Origin of the sequence: Congregibacter litoralis KT71, from assembly GCF_000153125.2 — a bacterium.
In the GTDB taxonomy this organism is placed as follows: Bacteria; Pseudomonadota; Gammaproteobacteria; order Pseudomonadales; family Halieaceae; genus Congregibacter; species Congregibacter litoralis.
In genome coordinates this window covers 2,362,979-2,382,879 of sequence record NZ_CM002299.1, presented here as the reverse complement: position 1 = coordinate 2,382,879, position 19,901 = coordinate 2,362,979, and the positions used below count along the sequence as shown (strand labels likewise).

The 19,901-nt window shown below is 59.8% G+C and carries 19 protein-coding genes; 9 read left to right on the top strand and 10 right to left on the bottom strand.

The window, feature by feature from the left end:
* Nucleotides 1-6: 6 nt before the first annotated feature.
* The 5 genes from KT71_RS10960 to KT71_RS10940 are packed head-to-tail and all read right to left on the bottom strand — an operon-like array spanning nt 7 to nt 6,964.
* The gene (locus tag KT71_RS10960) at nt 7-1,059 is read right to left on the bottom strand and encodes a hypothetical protein (RefSeq protein ID WP_008295336.1); all 1,053 of its coding nucleotides are present in this window, start codon (nt 1,057-1,059) and stop codon (nt 7-9) included.
* On the bottom strand, nt 1,059-2,552 hold the full coding sequence (locus tag KT71_RS10955) for a COG4315 family predicted lipoprotein (protein ID WP_023659619.1): 1,494 nt from the start codon (nt 2,550-2,552) through the stop codon (nt 1,059-1,061). The genes KT71_RS10960 and KT71_RS10955 overlap by 1 nt, the downstream gene beginning before the upstream one ends.
* On the bottom strand, nt 2,536-3,870 hold the full coding sequence (locus KT71_RS10950) for a DUF1552 domain-containing protein (protein WP_023659618.1): 1,335 nt from the start codon (nt 3,868-3,870) through the stop codon (nt 2,536-2,538). Before KT71_RS10950 ends, KT71_RS10955 begins: the two co-directional genes overlap by 17 nt.
* Nucleotides 3,867-5,681, bottom strand: coding sequence for a DUF1592 domain-containing protein (locus KT71_RS10945; RefSeq protein WP_008295341.1), 1,815 nt, complete (start codon nt 5,679-5,681; stop codon nt 3,867-3,869). The genes KT71_RS10950 and KT71_RS10945 overlap by 4 nt, the downstream gene beginning before the upstream one ends.
* Entirely contained in the window at nt 5,678-6,964 is a 1,287-nt protein-coding gene (locus KT71_RS10940) for a cytochrome c (RefSeq protein ID WP_008295342.1), read from the bottom strand. The genes KT71_RS10945 and KT71_RS10940 overlap by 4 nt, the downstream gene beginning before the upstream one ends.
* Nucleotides 6,965-7,295: 331 nt before the next feature.
* On the opposite strand from KT71_RS10940, the gene KT71_RS10935 reads away from it, so the two are divergent.
* Nucleotides 7,296-8,180, top strand: coding sequence for a creatininase family protein (locus KT71_RS10935; RefSeq protein ID WP_040363149.1), 885 nt, complete (start codon nt 7,296-7,298; stop codon nt 8,178-8,180).
* Nucleotides 8,181-8,183: 3 nt separating this feature from the next.
* On the opposite strand, the gene cuyB is transcribed toward KT71_RS10935, so the two are convergent.
* On the bottom strand, nt 8,184-8,888 hold the full coding sequence (gene cuyB / locus KT71_RS10930; RefSeq protein ID WP_008295344.1) for a cysteate racemase: 705 nt from the start codon (nt 8,886-8,888) through the stop codon (nt 8,184-8,186).
* A gap of 6 nt (nt 8,889-8,894) precedes the next feature.
* Nucleotides 8,895-9,902 (bottom strand): D-cysteate sulfo-lyase, encoded by a 1,008-nt coding sequence (cuyA, locus tag KT71_RS10925; protein WP_008295345.1) that lies wholly within the window; start codon nt 9,900-9,902, stop codon nt 8,895-8,897.
* Between the two features lie 131 nt (nt 9,903-10,033).
* Between cuyA and KT71_RS10920 the strand changes: the two genes are divergently transcribed.
* Nucleotides 10,034-10,942 (top strand): VOC family protein, encoded by a 909-nt coding sequence (locus tag KT71_RS10920; protein ID WP_008295346.1) that lies wholly within the window; start codon nt 10,034-10,036, stop codon nt 10,940-10,942.
* Nucleotide 10,943: 1 nt separating this feature from the next.
* Entirely contained in the window at nt 10,944-11,171 is a 228-nt protein-coding gene (locus KT71_RS10915; protein ID WP_008295347.1) for a hypothetical protein, read from the top strand.
* Here the strand turns inward: KT71_RS10915 and KT71_RS10910 are convergent, their stop codons facing one another.
* The gene (locus KT71_RS10910) at nt 11,172-12,269 is read right to left on the bottom strand and encodes a DUF481 domain-containing protein (protein ID WP_238549415.1); all 1,098 of its coding nucleotides are present in this window, start codon (nt 12,267-12,269) and stop codon (nt 11,172-11,174) included.
* Between the two features lie 112 nt (nt 12,270-12,381).
* Between KT71_RS10910 and KT71_RS10905 the strand changes: the two genes are divergently transcribed.
* The 3 genes from KT71_RS10905 to KT71_RS10895 are packed head-to-tail and all read left to right on the top strand — an operon-like array spanning nt 12,382 to nt 15,629.
* Nucleotides 12,382-14,283, top strand: coding sequence for a transglycosylase SLT domain-containing protein (locus KT71_RS10905; RefSeq protein ID WP_008295349.1), 1,902 nt, complete (start codon nt 12,382-12,384; stop codon nt 14,281-14,283).
* Nucleotides 14,276-14,992, top strand: coding sequence for a TIGR04283 family arsenosugar biosynthesis glycosyltransferase (locus tag KT71_RS10900; RefSeq protein WP_040362302.1), 717 nt, complete (start codon nt 14,276-14,278; stop codon nt 14,990-14,992). The genes KT71_RS10905 and KT71_RS10900 overlap by 8 nt, the downstream gene beginning before the upstream one ends.
* Before the next feature lies 1 nt (nt 14,993).
* Entirely contained in the window at nt 14,994-15,629 is a 636-nt protein-coding gene (locus KT71_RS10895; protein WP_008295351.1) for a TIGR04282 family arsenosugar biosynthesis glycosyltransferase, read from the top strand.
* Here KT71_RS10895 and KT71_RS10890 read toward each other — a convergent pair.
* A complete protein-coding gene (locus KT71_RS10890; RefSeq protein ID WP_008295352.1) occupies nt 15,606-16,022 on the bottom strand; it encodes a hypothetical protein in 417 nt (138 codons plus the stop codon). The genes KT71_RS10895 and KT71_RS10890 overlap by 24 nt on opposite strands.
* Before the next feature lie 366 nt (nt 16,023-16,388).
* A complete protein-coding gene (locus KT71_RS10885; RefSeq protein WP_008295353.1) occupies nt 16,389-16,763 on the bottom strand; it encodes a translation initiation factor Sui1 in 375 nt (124 codons plus the stop codon).
* A 56-nt stretch (nt 16,764-16,819) separates the two neighbouring features.
* Here KT71_RS10885 and KT71_RS10880 point away from each other — a divergent pair, with 56 nt between their 5' ends.
* From KT71_RS10880 to KT71_RS10870, 3 genes are all read left to right on the top strand, one after another.
* The gene (locus tag KT71_RS10880; RefSeq protein WP_202962349.1) at nt 16,820-17,050 is read left to right on the top strand and encodes a SlyX family protein; all 231 of its coding nucleotides are present in this window, start codon (nt 16,820-16,822) and stop codon (nt 17,048-17,050) included.
* Nucleotides 17,051-17,081: 31 nt separating this feature from the next.
* Nucleotides 17,082-18,350, top strand: a complete 1,269-nt coding sequence (locus KT71_RS10875; protein ID WP_008295355.1) for a valine--pyruvate transaminase — start codon at nt 17,082-17,084, stop codon at nt 18,348-18,350.
* Nucleotides 18,351-18,439: 89 nt separating this feature from the next.
* Complete coding sequence (locus KT71_RS10870) at nt 18,440-19,858, top strand: amidohydrolase (RefSeq protein WP_008295356.1); 1,419 nt, start codon at nt 18,440-18,442, stop codon at nt 19,856-19,858.
* The last annotated feature ends 43 nt before the right edge of the window (nt 19,859-19,901 follow it).

The following is a 19,901-nucleotide window of genomic DNA, read 5'->3' as shown; positions in this document are numbered from 1 at the left end:
CTGCTCTCACTCGCTGTCGACGATAAAGACCTGCCGCATCTTCACGTCCAAGGCGGTGGAGATGGCGGTTGCTGCGCCGGTCCGGGGATCGGGATAGGCGTCACCAAAGCGACGCAGGGCCTTGTAAAGAGAGATGCCCGAAATCTGACCGTTACTCAGGTGGTGCGTGGAGTCGTTGCGAATCAGCTGGTAGTACCAGGCATCGATATCGGCATAGCCTGCGACAATCCCCGTCGCGCCCTCGGGCGTCAGCGCCAGTTCGAAACGCAGATCCCGGATAATCTGCACCGACGGAACGTTGAGATTCATCCAGGGAATGATGACTTCGTCGATGGGTTCCGTGCGCAGCACGCCATTGTCGATGCTGCCGCTGGTCTGCCGCATGAGACTCTCACCCCATTGTCGATCAACGCGCTGGGAGCCACCGGGGACTACGTTCAGCCCCGTGGCGTCCGTGAGTAACCGGTCCCGCCCGCGGTACAAAGTGACCGTGACCGAGTCGTCGTTATACAGATCATCCACGTCACTGACTTCGATCATCATGCGACTGTAGTTTTCGTCAAGGATGGCCTTGTTCTGAAAAATGTATTCCACTCCATCGGGACCTCGGAAACCGATGACGCAACCCACGGCACGGTACACCTGGTTATCAATCCCCGCTGTGCCATCAGGATGCTCAAAGTCCTCCTCAGTAACGGCATCATCAAGATTCAAACCCCAGGAGTAGGGACCCTCGACGGCCTTGAATTCGAATCCGTCGGACTCGGTGTCGGGCAGCCAGGTCTGAGCCTCCTGACTCAAGCGGGTCGCCTCAACGGTCATTTCCCTGTGTTCCGGGAATAGCTGTTCAAACTGTTCCCGGGGGCCATCGTTAAAGCCCCGGGGACACTCTTCTTTGGCGTCAGGGGTTTGATAGACGGACCAGAACAGATCGGTCATCGCATAGCCGATCTTTCCATTCCGGAGGGGGGAGTCACCAGACTGTGATTGTACAACCGGCGCGAGCGCCAACAGCATCAGGAGAGCAGCGGAAACTTCCATGCCGTGCCTGCGCAGCATTACTGAATACCCCTCATATAATCATCCCGAAGCCAGTGGGCGCGAAGACCGTTGCGTTTACCACGCCATTCTCCGGTGCCCCCGCCATGAACATCGCCCGGTTTCTTATCACCCTCGTAGGTGTACACCGGACGCTCCCGGTAAGCCCAGACCCGCAGGGCCTCCGGGTCTCCGGCGTCGGCGAATCGACCGGTCTCTGGATTGATTTCTACAACGCGCCAGGCCCGGCTGACGCTGGACTCTCGAGGTCCTGCGACCACGTAGGGCCAACGCTCCCGGCAGCGTACCGCGTCGCCACCGCCGCAAATCGCCAGGCGGTAGACCTGCGTGTCCTCGGGGTGATCGCAGGCGAGCTGATCCACGGAATCGTCTCCACACTGATAGGTATAGATAGTTTTGCCTTCAGCGGTGGCCAGAACAATGCCCGCCAGGGTGCGCTGGCGGGTGAAGCTTGTCGGCAGCGGGGGAACGCGCTGCGTGAAGACATTGCGCCAACCCTCGGCGTCGCTTCCCACCTGACTCCAGGGCTCAGGGTCCAGGGTGTAGGTGTAAAGCGGCGCATCGCGGTAAACCCACTGGCGTACACCGGGGGCTCGCTCAAGGACAGACCACTCACCGAAACCCTTGGCCAGCGCCGGTGCGAGAAGGGGCTGGCGCTCGCGCGTGCAGTCCTTTGCACAGGCGACTTTATCGGCGCTGTCACCGTCAAAGGCATATACGGCGTAGTTCTGATGGGTGGTGAGCATCCGTCCGATGCTGGTGGTTTTTACCGCAAAGCCCGGGGGCAGCAGCGGCGGAGGGCCAGCAGGAACGCGACCCGCGGGGGAGTCCCCGTCGCCGCTGCCGTCAGCACGGCGTTTTCGACGATAGCCGCCGTAGGTGTCTCCAGGTTTTTTGTCGCGCACGGATGTGTAGAGGGCCTGCTCCCGGTAGGCCCATTGCCTCGCACCGTCCTTACGCAGGAGCAGACTCCACTCACCGATGGGTTCCGCATCGGTTGCAGCTAATACCGGCGGCCAGAGATCGGTGCAGCTGGGCCGGGAGTCGAGTTCCGGGAGTTGTAAGCCCGCGGGGTAAGGGCTCATCAAACCCGCGCTCACCGTCACGACTTCGTCGTAGCAGGCGATCTGACCTGCCGCCTCACCGCTGTAGCCGTTGCGTAACTTCAGCTGAGGCCAGGTATAGAGGGTTTTTCCTTCTTCGTTGGCGAATACGGGGCCTTCAAGTTCCGTATGTTCTACATGAAATCGCGGGGGCATGGGGATTTCGCGGTAGGCCTCGCGGAAGGGGGGGGCGCTTTGCCCGGCGCCGTCTGCCTCCGCGCCCTTTGAGCCGGGAGCGGCCAACAGTAAGCTCATCGTCAGGAGACTCAGGCAACAGGCGCCTGCCAGGCGCGGCAGGGCGGGGTTAATGCGCCGTGCCGCGGCGGGCCGCGCGATGGCCGGGGAGTAGGGAGAGGCCGCCCCAAACAGAACGCTAAACAAGTATTTCACTGATGGCGTCAGACGTCGTATTGCTTTTTGTTCCCCAGCTGGCGATATCGAGGCCCATGAGCCGCTGCGCCGTGTAACCGAGGCGACAGCCGGGGCTTCCGCCTCCGTCGATATGCAACCCCGTCTTGATTTTGCCGCCGGCGTTACCCGCGGTGAACATGGGTATGCCATCGATGGCATGCATCTTCGCAAAGGACTGGTCCGTGGTGGCATAGATCAGAGAGTTGTCCAGCAGGGATCCGTCGCCCTCACGGAAGTCCGCCAGAGCCTGTACATAATAGGCCCATTCCTCCATGGCACGCCGGGTATACCAGGACACGTTGGGCTGGTAGCGAAGCTCTTCATCCACGGCCTCTTCGTGCGTCGCCGTGTGGTGGGGCTTGTCGTAACCGGGCTTGGTAGTCGCGGAAAACGCGGATGCGTAGAACATATTGAAGACCCGCGTCTGATCGCAGGCGACGGCCATGAGCATCAGATCCGTCATGATGCGATGGCGCTTGGACACCAGGTCAGCATCCAGACCGCTGGGCATGTCTGCGGGGGGATCAATGATCTCGCAGGCCTCCCGGGGCTCGGGTTTTGTGAGCTGCAGGTCAAATCGACGCTCCAGATCCCGAATCCCCGTGAAGTACTGATCGAGTCGGGCGCGGTCCTCCGCTCCCAGGGACTTATTCAGTTTTTTCGCGTCCTCCTGCACCGAGGAGAGTGCGCTCTTTCGGATCATCACGCGCGGATCCGGTGTAAACGTTTCCGCGTTGGGGTTCTGGAAATCCGAGCCAAACAAACGCTGGTAAAAACGTAGGGGTGACCATTCGGGGGCGTTAACGGAATTGCCCGCTTCGTAGCTGAAGCTGTCCCGCACATCGCCGGTGGCGGTAGCGCTGAGGCTGCGGAATCGCGTTTCGTTGCCAAGTTTCCGCGCAATGGATACATCGATGGTCTCTCCGGGACGATTAGGGCGCGAGGTCGGCGCGGTGCCCGAACGCAGTACCACCCATCCCGAATGGTGGCAGAGATTGGGTGCATCGTCCTTAAACACATCAAAATTCGTGAAGAGGTTGATGTGCTTTTGCACGGGCGCCAGAGAGGCGATTTCCGGCGGGAGATCAAAATTGGCGCCGGTTTTCTTGGGAACAAAGACATCGCGATTCATACCCAGTCCCCAGGACCAGGTGCCAAAGCGTGTGGGCAGGGATTCTCCCGATGCGAGGGCTTTTCCGTTGCCATCAAGGAAGGCGTCTAAAAAGGGTAGGGCAACGCTTACGGCAGCGCCTTGCAGGGTGCCGCGAAGAAACCGGCGGCGATTCATTCTACTCATCGATTAGCCTCCTCCTGATCTCGTCGTGTTGTGAAGTCCTGACGCCCCGCAATGAGTCTTTCCGCCAGCGCTGAGTTTGTTTCCTCAGGCTTCTCCTTGGCAAGCCTCGGCAATCGGATGGCTGAAAACTCCTGGCTCATGCTGAGATCCTTGAGCAGCGCAGGTACGCGGTGTCCGTTGGACACAAAACGCTCTTCGAAGCGTTTGAGGATATCGCGATCATAGCGCAGAGACACGGGCCCGCCGGTGCCATAGGCGTACAAGCGATTCACCAGGCAGGCGGACAGCTTGGGGTGATTACGCATCGCAGTGCCCAGGCCCTCGATGTCGTCGAAGAACACCCCATCCAGTTCACCGCTGATATCTAGCGCAGCGCCGTTTTCCGTCTCCCGGTAACCGCCGGCGCCGTCAAAGTTTTCCAGGGCAAGCCCCATGGGGTCGGTAATCAGGTGGCAGCCCGCACAGGAGGGGTTGGTGTTGTGTACCTTCAGGCGCTCCCGCGCTGTGGAGACATTCCCGGCATCCTCGAGTTTGGAAAAGTCCACATTGGGGGGAGGGTCGGGCACATGCTGACACAGGAGCAACTCGCGCATGGCCTTGCCGCGCAGCGTTGGGGAGCTGCGCACGGCGTGGGAGTTCGCCGCAAGAAAGCTGACGTGGGTCAACAATCCGCTGCGATGACTGTCTTCGTCAAACTCGTAGGGACTCCAGCCCTGAGGGGTGGGAATGCCATACAGCGCCGCCAGGGACATGGACATGTGCGTCTTTCGCGTGGTGAAAAGATCCCGGTAGTCCGCGTCTTCACGAAGCAGGTGGTCGATGATCGTTCGCAAGGTCTGTTCCCGGGCGTCCGCAAGGGCTCGGGCCGTTACCTTGGGATAAACAATGGGATCTTTTGCCAGGCTGTCAAAGTCGTCAAAGGCGAGCATGTCGTCAAAGAATGCCCGCATGCCTGTTTCGAGGCGGGGGCTGTTCAACAGTCGATTGACCGCCGCGGCCCGTCCCGCTTCGCTGTGCAATTCACCCCGGGCGGCGGCATCGAGTAAGGCGCTATCCGGCGTGGCGTTCCAAAGGAAAAAGCTCAGGCGGGACGCCAGGGCATAGGCGTCGAGTCGCAGAGCGCCCGGACGGTCGGGATCGGGCTCGGCTCGGTCCATGACAAACAAAAATTCGGGACTGATGAGCAGGGTTTCCAGAGCCAGAGCCAGACCTTCGTAGAAACTGCCGGTTTTTTCCGCTGCTCCGTTGGCCACTGCCACGAGGTCCGCAAGACGCCGACTTTCCAGCGGGCGCCGGAACAACATGCGGCCCGTATCCTGAATGAATTCCGTGGCACAGTTATCATCGGCCTTGACTGCGGACGCCGGCTCACAGGGCACGAGGTACGTGCGGTGATTCCTGTCTACGACCTGCGCGGCTATTGTGGCCGCAGCCTGCTGAATCTGTGACACCTGATCAGAGGTCAGACCCACAAATGCGGCGCCGGAGGCCAGAAGGCCGTCTTTACGCGGTAGGGGAGGCAGGGGCGGAGTCACGCTCTCGCTGATGTCGCTGCCGAATATGTGCGCGATGCTGTTGCTGTACTGCTCACTGGTGAGGAGCCGCACACGCAATTCTGAAGCGCCGGAAACCTCGGGCTCAGGCGCTTCGCCGCAGGCGGTAAGCAACAGGCAGATGGCCACCCCCGTGGCGATCAGTGCACCGAAAGAGAAACGTTTGTCACCGGGGCTAATCAAGGAACGACCCTCGTATTGCGGGGTGGACACTATACCATTGTGACCAGCGAGGGCTTGTACCGGGATCTTGCTCATTCCCATCGCTGCCGCGCTACCTGCTCGGGGGTGACGGGGCCCGCACGGTTATCCCAGGAATGGCGAATGAATGTGGCGACGGCAGCGAGCTCCTCGTCATCCAGTATGTACTGAAATTCTTCCATGGGCTCACGCCATTTCTCTGGCAAATCAGCCCTCGGCGCTTCGGGGCTGTAAAGAATGGCATTGATCATGGAAGCGGGGTTCTCGGCCTGCACGACGAGGCTACCGCGATTTAATCGGGGCGCCATTTCCGGATCACCCTCACCTGTGGGCAGATGGCAGGTGCCGCAGTGGAGATTGTAAATCGTGCGGCCCCGTCCCATAACCACGGTGTCGGGCTCGCTGACGGGAGAGGGCTCTACCCCCGGAAGTGACTTCAGGTAAACCGCCATGGCATTCACGTCCTCGGCTGTCAGGTGCCGCGTGCTGTGTAATATCACTTCATTCATGGGGCCAAAGGATTCCAGAAAGTCGTTCCGTGCGGTTTGCAGATAAGCGCTCAGGTCTTCCGTCGTCCAGGCCCCAAGGCCCCGGGATGACGCAGTGAGATTGGGCGCAGACCAGGGTTTATAGACGTCCGGCATGACCCGGTCGAAGTATTCGCCGCCGGCCATGTGCGCCGAGGCTTTCTCTGCGCCCAGAATATTGCGGGGCGTGTGACAGGCGCTGCAGTGGGCAAGGGCTTCCACCAGATAAGCCCCGCGATTCCATTCATCGCTTTTACCCTCGTCGACTTCATAAGCACCCGGGGTAAAAAACAGCAGTTTCCAGATGGCCATCAGGGGGCGCTGATTAAAGGGAAACGAGACCTCGTTGACCGTGTTTTCTCTCGCCACAGCCGGGATACTCTGCAGATAGGCGTAGAGGGCTGCAGCATCGTCATTACTCACCTGGGTAAACGCGGTGTAGGGAAACACCGGATAGAGGTGATCACCGTTAGCGCGCATGCCGTGGCGCATGGAGTTCAGTAAATCCCAGTCGCTCCAGGCGCCGATGCCGGTCGCCTCGTCCGGCGTAATATTGGTGGAGTAAATGGTGCCGAAAGGTGTTTCGAAGGCCAGGCCACCGGCCATGTACTCGCCGCCCGCTGCGGTGTGGCAACTCGCGCAATTGCCCGCCAATGCGAGGTAGGCTCCCCGCTCGACAAGCTCAGCTTCGCTCATGGTCTCCGCGGCCAGGGGGCCACTGCCGGTCTCCCTTGCACCCGGTTTCAACACAAGCACCACCGTGACCAACAGCGCGGTCAGGGCAAAAAACGCAAAAGCGCGGAGAAAACTCATAGATATCTCATAGCATGTTCAAAGCAGCAGCGATAAGAAAGCCCGGGGCAAACAAAAGCCCGACAAAAACAGGGTCCGACAAAACGGATAGCCAAACATCGGCTCGGAAAACGGGCTCAGCCCCAGCCCCCGGGCGGGAACGCCGCGGACGCATTACCGGACAATGCCGGGTCGCTGTCAAGTATCGGGGGCGATGTGCCTCCGCTTACGCGCATTTGCGCTGCGTGCAGGCATCGATAGTCGCGGATTTCAGGTAGCATTCATGCTTCGCGAGGCGATGGGTCGTCGATGCGCCGTCACTTCAACCGCAGACAACAATCGGGAGCTGCACATGCTGCACAGATTTCTTATTAGTGCCCTCACAGGCTCCTTGGCGTGTTTCGCTGCGGCCGTGCACGCACAGGACCCTACCCAGACCCCGGCCGACGAGCTTCTCGCGGCCAAGCTGGGCAGCGAGCGGCCCATAGCGGCACGACAATCCTACTGGCTTGAAGAATTGACCTGGATGGAGATCCGTGACCTCGTCGCGTCAGGCCATACGACGGTCATCATCCCCACGGGCGGCATTGAAGAAAATGGCCCTTTTCTTGCGACGGGCAAACACAATGTGATCCTTGAGGGCAGCTGCCCGGCAATAGCGAGCCAACTCAGGAATGCGCTGTGTGCGCCCATTGTGAAGTTTGTTCCCGAGGGAAGGATTGATCCTCCCACAGGCGCTATGCGTTTCCCGGGGACCATCAGTCTGAGCGCGAGTACCTACGAAGCCTTGCTTACGGATATCGCGAGCAGTCTCAGGCAATCCGGTTTTACCGACATCGTAATGATCGGTGACAGTGGCGGTAATCAGCGAGGGATGAAGAACGTGGCGGCCACCCTGAACGCGCGTTTTGCAGATACGCCAAGCCGTTTCCATTTCATCGAGGCCTTCTACAACCCGGGGTGGGAAGCGACGGAAAACTACACCCGCGACGTGCTGGGTGTTGATGAAACACAAAAAGACGGCCATCACGACGACATCTGGGTGACGGCCATGATGATGGTGACTGATCCTACCCAGGTGCGCTTCGATGAGCGCGTGGCGGCTGGCCTGGCATCCATTAACGGCGTGCCCCTGACGCCGCTGAGGGACGTGGTGTCCCTGGGAGAGCGCATGATTGCCTTTCGTGCCCGGATGACAGCCGATGCCATTCGGGAAGCCATTGAGTCTGCGCGTTAGGGTCTATTCCGTCCCGGCGTAAGCGACGACTTCCCGCGCCAGAATATCAGCGGCGTCGTAAACGGGCAGGGCGTTCTTGAGTTGCCGGGACACCACGGAGAGCTCCGTGCAGGCGATGAGCAGGCAATCCACGCCTGCAGATGCCAGGAGATCGGCACAGTCCTGAAACGCGGTGTAGCCACAGTCCTCGCCCCGATTGGCCTTGATGGCCTGAATCAGCGCCATGAGCCGGGTTTGCTGCGATGCCTCGGGGTAAACCGCTGTCATCCCTCGGGCATCAAAGCTCCCTTCGTACAAGCGGATTTGTGACAGCGCCGACGATGCCAGGAGTCCCACGCGCGCCGTACCCGGTTGCGATGCGCAGATGTGCCTCGCGACCAGTTCCATGATGTTCAGGAAGGGCACGTCCACGGCGGCGGCAAGCTCTGGATAGAAATGGTGGGCGGTGTTACAGGGCATGGCCAGAAAATCCGCGCCCTGGGAGACGAGTTGCTGTGCCATGGCCGTAAGCGCAGGTACGGGGCTGGGGCCGGTCTTCTCGATAAGCGCCTTGATGCGCGAGGGCACTCTGGGATTGTTGTCCACCAGCATACGAATATGATCGCAGTCGTCCGAAGCAGGCGTCGCAGCGATCACCCTCTGCATCAGATCGACGGTCGCAGCCGGTCCCATGCCCCCGAGAATCCCAACGGTTTTGCTGCGGTTCATAAGGCCTTAGCGATTGCCGTAGCCAAAGGCGTCGCGATAGGCAAACAGTGCCTGGGCGCCCCCCGTGTGTATAAACACGATGTTCTGATCTTTTTGGAAATGCCCTTTACGAACAAGATCAACAAGACCTGCAGCACCTTTTCCGGAATAGACGGGGTCCAGGAGAATGCTCTCGGTGCGGGCAAAGATCTCGATGGCCTCGATGGTGCCCTCGGTAGGTATGCCGTAGCCTTCACCCACATAGTCGCAATTTGCCTCCACGTGTTTACGCTGAACGGCACCCGGTATCCCGAGTAATTCGGCGGTGCGCTCTGCCAGTAAAAAAACGTTGTCCTCCTGTTTTTCTTTAGGCGCCCGGACGCCGATCCCAAGTACCGGGACCTGGCTGTTGCTCCCGGCAAAACCGGCGACAAGACCTGCCTGGGTGCCCGCACTGCCTGTGCCGTGCAGCACCAGATCCATTGCCAGGCCTTGAACGTCCGCCTGATAGAGCAACTCCATGGCGCAGTGAACATAGCCCAGGGCGCCGATGGGGTTGGAGCCGCCGCCGGGGATGATGTATGGCTTTTTGCCATCACTTGTGAGCCTGTGGGCAAGATCGTCCATGGCCTCGTTCATATCCGTGCCGCCGGGAACGCGGCTGATGGCGGCTTCGAACAGTTCATCCAGAAGCACATTACCGTTGTAGTTGTAGTCGTCGATGGTGCTTCCGGTCCGGTCTTCCAGGACCACCTCGCAATGCATGCCCAGCTTTGCTGCGATCGCCGCGGTTTGGCGCACGTGGTTTGACTGCGTTGCGCCCTGGGTAATGATGGTATCCGCGCCCTGTTGCTGTGCATCGGCCATGAGGAACTCAAGTTTCCGGGTTTTGTTACCCCCACCCGCAAGACCGGTGCAGTCGTCGCGCTTAATCCAGATATTCGGTCCCCCCAGGGCTTTGGAAAGATTTTTCATGGGTTCCAGGGGGGTGGGGAGATGGGCGAAGTGCAAACGGGGAAAGCGGGCTAGGTGCATAGGTCAGCTCTGGGAGTTATTGGTAGTAAGGATCGGCGAAGGGCGCAAGATTACCGAATGCGCGTGTTCGCCGCCATTACTCGACAGTCCCAGTTATACTGTGATGCCCATGGTCTGAGAGAGCTGCACCTGTGCATCGACTGTTTTTGTTTGGTTTTGGGCTTGTGCTCACTGCCTGCTCAGCTATTCAGTACAACCTGCCTCCGGTGGCCAGCGAGACTGACGGTGAGCGCCGCGCCGGCAAATTTATCTGGCACGATCTGATCTCCGACGATCCCGCCGGAACCGAAGCTTTTTATGGCGAACTGTTTGGCTGGGAGTTCCGCTCCCTGGAACTCCTCGGCGCCAGCTATTGGGTCATCTCCCTGGACGGCAAACCCATTGCGGGTATGGTGGATCAGTCGGGACTTGCCGCGCAGCGCGACATCTCGCAATGGATGTCGGTGCTCTCCGTGGCAGACCCGGATGTGGCTGTCACGATCGTCAGGGAAGAGGGCGGCCAGGTTCTCCGTGAGCCCGTATCCATCGGCGATCGCGGCACCATCGCCGTTTTCGCCGATGCTCAGGGCGCGCATTTTGCCACCTTGACCACCGTGACGGGCGATCCTGTTGATGAGGAACTCCTGCCCCCTGAGGGCGCATTTCTGTGGCATGAGTTGTGGACCGCGGATGTGGTGGACGCCGCGGACTTTTACGCCAGGCTGGGAAATCTCGATACCAGTGCTGGAGACAGCGAGGGGGTCGCCGGGGCCGATGCCATTGAGTATCGACTGCTACGCAGCGGTAAACTGACACGCGGCGGCATTCGTAGCCTGCCCCAGGACGATATGCCTTCCCTGTGGATGCCCTATCTTCGGGTGGAAACCCTGGCGCGATTGGAGCTGTTGCTGGCCAGGGTGCCGGCGCTGGGTGGGGAGGTGCTGGTGTCGGCGGTGGCGCGTCCCGCAGGCGGCCATGTGGCGGTCATTGCCGGTCCCTCGGGCGCTCCCGTGGCTTTGCAAACCTGGGGCAATGATCAGCCCCTCATAGAGGATATTTGACATGGCCAAGTCACGAAAAGCTCGTAGACGGCAAGGTCGCGCACTCCGCGGTCTTGGCCTGGCGGTGATCGCGGGCACGGTGTTATCCCTCAGTGCTTGTGATGATCCTCACGTCTACGGCAGTGTTGGCGTGTCCACCGGTTACGGCGGTGGCTATTACGGCGGTTACGGCGGCTGGGGTCAGCCACGTATGCGCACGAGTATTTCCGTGGGCGGGCGTATCCGCTGATTAGAAGCTCCAGCCGACGCCGGTGGTAACACCCCAGTCAAATTCTCCGGCGGCGTCGATGTCTACCGTAGAGTTGTCAAAACTCCCCCAGGCGCTGAAGTCCCAGAAGAGATCGCTCACCAGTTCCCATCGCAGGGTAGCGCTGGTATCAGCACGCATACGACCGTTTTCCGTCAGCGAAGGATAGAGCGAGGCGTCAAGCTTGAGCTTCAGCTCCGGGCTGTCATAGCGCCAGCGTGAGTAGCCCAGGGTGAGCACCCCCTCGATGCTTTCCTGGGTGTCGCCGCCAATGCTCCGTTCTTCCAGCCCCTGCACGGACATGCTGCCGATGAGTTCGCTTCGAGGACTTTCCAAAAAGTAGCGTCCCAGGCCTGCTCCCAGGGAGATACGATAATCAAGGCCCAGTTCATCGTTAGTCTCGTGGCCCCCGAAAACCAGACGGAAATTTGCCGCGCGGTCCGTCCACACTTTGCGTGAAAGATTGATGCGGGAACTGGAGGTGGAGTCATCGTCCGTATCGGAGATGGTTATGCGACTCGTGAGGGCATTGAGGGATTCCTCATCTTCGTAGGAGATATCCGTACGAAACTCCGTCTGCGCCACGCCGCTGGCTTTGGTAAAGGCATAATTCGCCGCCACGTAGATATCAATGCGATCCACGAAGCTCTCTTCCACAGGACGGATCTCGACAACTTCCTGCCAGCCGAAATTCTTTGTCCCAAAAACATCCTCAAGGGATACCGTACCGGGCAATGATCCGGGTTTAACGCTGCCGAAGAAGCGTTGGCCGTTATCAAGACGCAGTTCGTAGTTAAAGTTTGAATCGATGCTGGCTACTTCCTGCCATTCGACGTCCAGGGTGCCCATGGCATCCGTTTTAAAGCTCAGGCGGCCCCCGAGCATCGATTTTATTTCACCGGTAATTCGGTCACCGTTGTAGAGAGTGATAGTATCGGTTCTGCGCTGAGCCGCTGCCGAATCACTCAGACAAACGCAGATCAACAGGAGCATGACTACCATCATCACGCGTTGCAGCCGCCATTGGTCTCTTGCTGTCGGGCGCAGGTCTTCCCCCGGGAGCATCTCCAAACTGTTCACCGTTGTTCACCGATATCTGTCTGTGGATGACCGAAGTTTACCGCCATCGGCATGTGAAATTCCTCCATGGGCAGCTTTATCGTTACTGCTGTTTCTGCTTTCGACCTCCACCATGGCTCCGGCGCACGCCGGGGTCGACGAGGCGGCATTCAATCCCTCGGCAGAAGCTTCCGCCCTCGTAGCGGATCGCGAGGGTTTTCTCCGCGCCCGGGAAATGCTGGACGCGGGGAACTGGTCCGCCTTTGATCGCGAGCGAAAAAAGCTCGACGGCTACCCCCTGGGGCCGTATCTGGATTACGAGCGCCTCATGCGACGGCTTACCATGACGCCCGGGAGCCAGGCCCGTAAGTTCGTTGCAGCGGAAAGCCACAGTCCCCTCGGTGTTCGCTACCTCGGCAGTTATCTGAGCACGACGGGGAAGCGTCGGCGCTGGGGGGATTATCTTGAGGCGGCGACGCGGGAGCCCCGCAGTGAAAATCTTCGCTGCTACTACGCGCGGGCAAAACGGGCGAGAGATGCCAAAGAGGAGGCCTGGGCACTGGCCAGCAATCTCTGGGTGTCTCCCAGCTCTGTTGACGATGCCTGTGACCCCCTCTTCAAACTCTGGCAGGCGGCGGGAGGACTCGACGACACCCTGGTCTGGCAAAGGGCCAAGCTTGTCTTCGCGGCTCGCGAGGGAGGCTTGCTGCGGTACATAGCGTCTCTGGGTAGCGAAGAGCTGCAGCCTGCCCTGGGCATCTTGCGACACAGCTACCGTCAACCCCAGCGCAGCGTTGATCTGGCGGCAGGGCTTGATCATCCGCAGAAAGCGGAGGTGATCACCCTCGGTTTGGAACGCCTCTCGCGCTACGACCCCGCGCGCGCACTCAGGCAGCTCCAGGCCCTTGATGAGACGATCCTTGACGAAGCGCAGCACAGGCGTGTGGTCTCGGCCATCGCCTTCCGCGGCCTCCTGGAACTGGATGAGGCCATCAGGGACTGGGCGGACGAAGGGCTTTCCCGGTGGGCGGATGACAAGCTCACCACCCTGCGCCTGCGTTGGGCAATTGCGGAGCAGGACTGGGTCGCCATTGATCGACAGTTTATATCCCTCAGCCAGGCAGCGCAGGAAGAGGGCACCTGGCGCTACTGGTATGCGCGTTCCCTGGAAGCCCAGGGCCTCGTGACGGACGCCGAACTGCTCTATGCAGCTGTGGCTCAGGAGCGTAGTTATTATGGGTTTCTCAGCGCTGACAAACTGGGTCTGCCCTACAGTTATCAGGACAGGGCGGGGGCAGGGAACGCTGTGCCGATCTCGGATCTGCCGGCGTGGACTACAGATTCTCTGTGGCGTGTTCATGAGCTTAACGTCCTTGGGGAGAACAGGCTCGCTGAATCTGAGTGGACCTATGCGCTGAGGCGTCTCGATGAGCGTCAGCAACTCGCCCTGGCTAATATTGCCAAAGAGCAGGGCTGGCACCGCTTGAGCATTGACGCTGCGAATGCGGGACAGCATTGGAATGCCCTCGATCTGCGCTTTCCCCTGGCCTTTGTGGACGACTTTTACCAGCGGGCGGCGGCCCAGTCCCTGCCGGTCAGTGAGCTGATGGCCATTGCGCGCCGGGAGAGTGCGTTTTCTCCGACGGCGAGGTCTCCCGTGGGCGCGAGGGGCCTTATGCAACTGATGCCTGCAACGGGGCGATCCGTGGCACGGAAAGTCGGGGTTCCCGCGAGCACCAAGGCTCTGGATAACATCGAATACAACATCACCCTGGGCAGCGCGTATTACGCGCAACTCCTGGAACGTTTTGATGGTAATCGTGCCGTAGCACTTGCGGCCTATAACGCCGGTCCGAACCGTGTGAAAAACTGGTTGCGCGAGGACCTTCCTCTGGACGCCTGGATCGAGACTATTCCCTATCGTGAAACCCGCGACTACGTAAAAGCCGTGTTGGCTTACAGTGTGGTCTTTGATTATCGCCTGGGAGAAAAGACCCAGCTGATGGGTGTAGCCAGCCCCGCGCCGATTGACTGATTCGCCGTCATCGCTGAGCTTTGTGATCCCCGTGGTGAATGAGGGCGCGAGGCTGCCCGAACTACTCTCCCGTTTGCGCCGTGAGTTCGGCGATGCTGAGCTCATTGTCGTCGATGGTGGCAGCCGTGACGGTAGCGTTTCTCTCGCTCTCATGAATGCGGACCTGGTACTCCTTGGGGAGGCCGGTCGGGCGCGGCAGATGAATCTGGGGGCTGCCTGTGCAAAAAATCACTGGTTGGCGTTTCTTCACGCCGATACGCAGCCCCGGTTTGACACGAATGCATTGCGGGCCGTGCTTGCCGGTGATGTTCGTTGGGGGTTCTGTCGTATTGCCCTGCAGGGCCGCTCCTCGGGGCTGGCAATGGTGAGCGCGTTTATGAACCGCCGCTCCGGGGTCACGCGCATCGCCACGGGTGATCAGTTGTTGATTGTGGAGCGGGAGCTTTTTGAAGTTCTTGGAGGCTTCGCCGCGATGCCGCTTATGGAAGACGTGGAGCTGTGTAAGCGCCTTCGTCGCCACGCTCCCGGCGGGATGCTGCCCCTGGTGGTAGATTCCAGTGGTCGGCGCTGGGATGAAAAGGGTCTGTGGCGGACGATCTTCCGTATGTGGGCCCTGCGCCTGGCGTTCTTTGCCGGCGTCTCACCGCACCGTCTCTGGCGGCATTACTACGGGAAGCATGCCCTGAAGGGTTCCCCGGGCGGGCAATGAGGTGACCGCTTCTCCCTGTCTTCTCCAGCAGTTTGCCCGATACCCTGAACCGGGCCGGGTAAAAACACGGCTCCAGACCGAGCTTAGCGCGACGGAATCCTGTGCCGTTCACGAGCGCCTGCTCCTTAGCACAGCGGCAACATTGACGCAGTCTGCCCTCGGCGTGGCGGAATTGTGGTTGGACAGGGCGGGGGAGCATGACGTGCTCTCGCGGGCGTTGGCCCTCGGCATGCAAGGACCTTTTTTGCAGCAGGGAAAGGATCTTGGGGAGCGGATGCATGCCGCGCTCCGTGATGGGTTAACGCGCGCGGACGCGGTGGTGCTGGTGGGCAGTGACTGCCCGGTGCTGTCGGTGGACTATCTGGAAGCAGCCTTTGATGCTCTTGAGTGTGCTGACGTCGTGCTGGGGCCGGCGGAGGACGGAGGCTTTGTGCTTATTGCTTGCCGCAGAGTCTCCGCGAACATGCTGACGGGCGTGCCCTGGGGCAGCGACGCGGTGCTTGAAGTTACGAGGATGCGTGTGCGCTCGGCAGGCTTAGGCACATCAGAGTTGCCGATGCTTTACGACATCGATACGCCCGACGATCTGCGTCGCTGGGAGCGGGAACTGCGCTCAGGCGTGAGCGGCGACCGCTGAACCTGCCACGGCACCCAGGGTGCTTGTATCCTGCCAGTCACTATGGACCCGTGCCTGCTGATACAGCAGCCAGGCAATGGCCGTGCAATAGCTGAGGTTGGTCTGCAACTCGCTGTCGGGATTGCTCAGAAAAGCCCGTTGACTTGCCAGCCCGCGGACCCGGCTTGCGATGTCGGGACGGAAAGCCAGGTAGCGATCCCAAAGATCCCGATGCTGGTTCGAGGTGATCTGAAACAATCCCAGACCGCGCTCCCGTCGGGAGAACATTCCCCCCTCGGTTTTTCGCAGCGCTGCCGCCAGCAGCTCTCGCTCCGCCTCCGATGACCACTCGCCGAGATATTCAAGGGTGGGTTTGATGACCTGCTCGCGCAGGTGTTCAGCCGTGATGTACATAGATAGCAGGCTCCTCGCAGGAACATGGCGCGAATGCTCTTTGGCATTTCGTCACCGGTTTGCATGCTATTACCGGTTGGTCCCCATCCCGTCCCAACGCGACTGACGCTCTCCTGTGGCGGGAGCATCCGGAACAACCGGTATTTAGGCGGTACTTTCTCCACCATGGCTCCATTTTTACCACACCATTTTTAAATATCCAATATAAATTAGGGGTTTAGAGCATTTTATTTATCTTATTTTTGTATATTGGTGCTAAATGGCACTGTTTTTCACTGTTTTTCACTGTTTGACGCCAAAAACCCGGTTCGGAGCGTGATTTTCGTGGGAGATTGATCAAAAATTAACCAATAATGGGGCGTGGCTTCAGCCGCCCGCAAGTTTTACCGTTAATCCCTCGGCTTCAAGCATGCTTTTGATGATCTCGCGCTGGTCGCCCTGGATCTCAATGACCCCATCTTTGATGGCCCCGCCGACGCCACAGCGCTGTTTGAGAACCTTGGCCCGTTTTTTCAAAGTAGCCGCGTCGTCGGGGAGGCCCGTCACCAGGGTCACGGCTTTACCGCCCCGACCCTTGGTTTCCCGTTTGATGCGTACCACGCCGTCACCTGCGGGCGCAGCAGCTTTTAAAAGCCTGCAGCGACAGTCAGCCTTCACCACGCCACAGTCGGGACAAAGGCGGCCTTTGTCCGTGCTGTACACGGTGCGGGATTTGCCTTGTGCGCCTCGACTCATGAACATTGCTCCTGCCTTGGGGGGCAGTGTAGGGTACAGCGCTTTGTAATTTGGTGAACCCCGTGGACGACGATCAAACGGCAGCCGATATCGCTAAGCTTCAGGCAGAACTGGCGTTTCAGAACGATAGCGTGCAGCGGCTCAACGATGCCCTTGCCACGCAGCAGCAGGATATTCTGCTCCTGCAGCGCCAGGTCACCTTACTCGGCGAGCAACTGCGGGCCCTGCGGGAAAACGAGAATGACGGTCCGAGCTCCGGCGAGAGCGTCGTAGAAAAGCCACCGCACTATTAGGCCGTAACGAGGCCTTAGGTACACTCACGCAATGCGACTTTCCAGCTTCGGCGAAAAATTTGCTGCCAACAGCGGCATCAGCGGTCTCATGGACGACCTCGGTGCTGCCCTGAGCGATGATCCTACGCTGCTGTTTATGGGCGGTGGCAATCCCGGTCGCATCGAGTCCGTGGAAGCCACCTTTGCAGCGCGTCTCACAGCGCTGGCGTCAGATAGAGAGCGACGTCACCAGTTGCTGGGTATTTATCAGGAGCCCCAGGGAGACCGGGTTTTTCGCCGGGAGCTGGCGCGGTTTTTGACACGGGAATACGGCTGGTCGGTCGGACCTGAGCACATCGCCCTCGCCAATGGGAGCCAGTCTGCGTTTTTCGTGCTTTACAACCTGTTTGCGGGCCGGGGATCCGATGGGGTCGAGCGCCAGATACATCTGCCCCTGTGTCCCGAGTACGTGGGTTACCGGGACATCGGGCTCAGTGAGAATTTTTTCTCCGCGACGAGGCCTCGGATTGAGCGCCTAGATGGCGGACAGTTCAAGTACCACGTAGACGGGGAGGCCCTGACCGTGTCTTCCTCAGCCGCGGCGCTCTGTGTTTCCCGTCCCAGTAATCCCACGGGCAATGTGATTTCCGATGAAGAAGTTGCGCTCCTCGAGGCACTTGCCCGGGCAGGGGATATTCCCCTGATTATTGATGGAGCCTACGGTCATCCTTTTCCGGGTCTCATAGAACCCTCCGCAAGCGCGTCCTGGTCGGAGCAGGGCATCCTGATGCTCAGTCTCTCCAAGCTGGGGCTGCCGGGGGTGCGCAGTGGCATTGTTATCGCCCATCCCGATATCGCCCAGGCGTTTGCCCGCGCCAACACCGTGGTCAGTCTTGCCTGTGGCACCCTGGGGCCGCAGCTCCTCCGCGGTATGCTCGACGACGGCTCGCTGATGGCCCTGTGTCGCCAGGAAATACAGCCCTATTATAGGGAGCGACAGCAACTGGCCGTGAGAGCCGTTGAAGCGGGGCGGGGCAACTTGCCCGTATGGATTCACCGGCCCGAGGGCGCCTTTTTTCTGTGGCTGTGGTGTGAGGGTTTGCCGATCGACAGCTTCACCCTCTACGAGCGCTTGAAAGCCCGGGGCGTCATCGTCCTGCCGGGCAATGAGTTTTTTATCGGCACCGGTGAAGACTGGTCTCACAGCAGGGAGTGTTTGCGAATATCCTATGCCGGGGATCGCGAAACCATCGAAGCGGGGATCGCGTTGATCATGAGCGAGCTTCATCGCTGTTATGCAGAAGGCTCAGGATCAACGTGATCCCCCAATGAATGATGTCACGAGCGTATGAACCGACGGTCAGTGACGGCGACAGCACGCCAAGAAGAATACCAACAGGGAGAAAATGTATGCGAAAACTAGTCCTAGCCACGCTACTTGGCACCGCGAGTTGTGTCACGGTTGCCCAGGAGTCAGCGCACCTTGACTGGCTTAACGCCAACTACGAGCAAACAGCCGAAACGGCGCGCTCCCTCTGGGAGTTTGCCGAGGTGGGCTATCAGGAAACGCGTAGCAGCGCACTCCTGCAGGAGCAATTGGCCGCAGCAGGCTTTGCGATTGAAAGCGGCGTTGCGGACATTCCCACGGCCTTCGTAGCCAGCTACGGCGACGGTGGCCCCGTTCTCGCGATCCTCGGTGAGTTTGATGCATTGCCGGGGATTACCCAGGATTCTGTACCCACGCGAAGTCTTCTTGAAGAAAAATCAGCGGGTCATGCCTGTGGACACAATCTCTTTGGCGCAGGTTCTGCGGCTGCCGCCATTGCCGTCAAAGAGTGGCTGGATAGCACCGGCACGCCCGGTACGATTCGCTTCTACGGCACCCCCGCCGAAGAGGGCGGCAGTGGCAAGGTTTACATGGTTCGCGCCGGTCTCTTTGATGATGTGGATTTTGCCATGCACTGGCATCCCTCGGACAAGAATTCAGCGGCGGCGGCCACGACCCTTGCCAATCGCTCGGCAAAGTTTCGCTTTCGTGGTGTGTCTGCCCACGCTGCAGGTGCGCCGGAGCGCGGGCGCTCAGCCCTGGATGCGGTAGAAGCTATGAATTACATGGTCAATATGATGCGTGAGCACGTGCCCCAGCAAACCCGGATTCACTATGTTATTACCTCCGGAGGTAACGCGCCCAACGTGGTTCCCGATTACGCGGAAGTCTTTTATTACCTGCGACATCCCGAGGCCAACACCGTACGGTCCTTGTGGGAGCGCATGGAAGCCGCAGCGCGAGGGGCGGCGGAAGGCACGGGCACGGAGCTGGAGGTGGAGATCATTCACGGAAACTACCCTGTGCTGGTGAATGAAACGCTACACAAAATGATGGATGCCACCATGCGCGAGATCGGTGGCATCACATATAGCGCCCAGGAAAACCGCTTCGCGAAAGAAATATACGAAAGCTTTGATAACCCGAAGCGTGAACTGGGCTCCCAGGAAGAAATACAGCCCTACAGCCTGTCCCTGAGCTATGGCTCCACGGATGTGGGCGATGTCTCCATTGCAGTGCCGACGGTCGGTCTGACGACCGCCACCTACGTGCCCGGCACCGCCGGCCACAGCTGGCAGGCCGTTGCCGCTGCGGGTTCGTCGATCGGATTTAAAGGCGCCGATCTTGCGGCCCGTGCCCTGAGCAGCGCCGCCGTTAAGTTATACACGGACGAGGCTTTGCGCGAAGCCGCGAAAGCCGAGTTTGCCGAGCGTCGCGGCGACGACTTCGACTACGAGGCGCTATTAGGGGACCGGGCGCCGGCACTTAACTACCGCAGATAAGCGGGACAATAAATGCAGCGTGAGTTGCGCAGGACGCATTGGA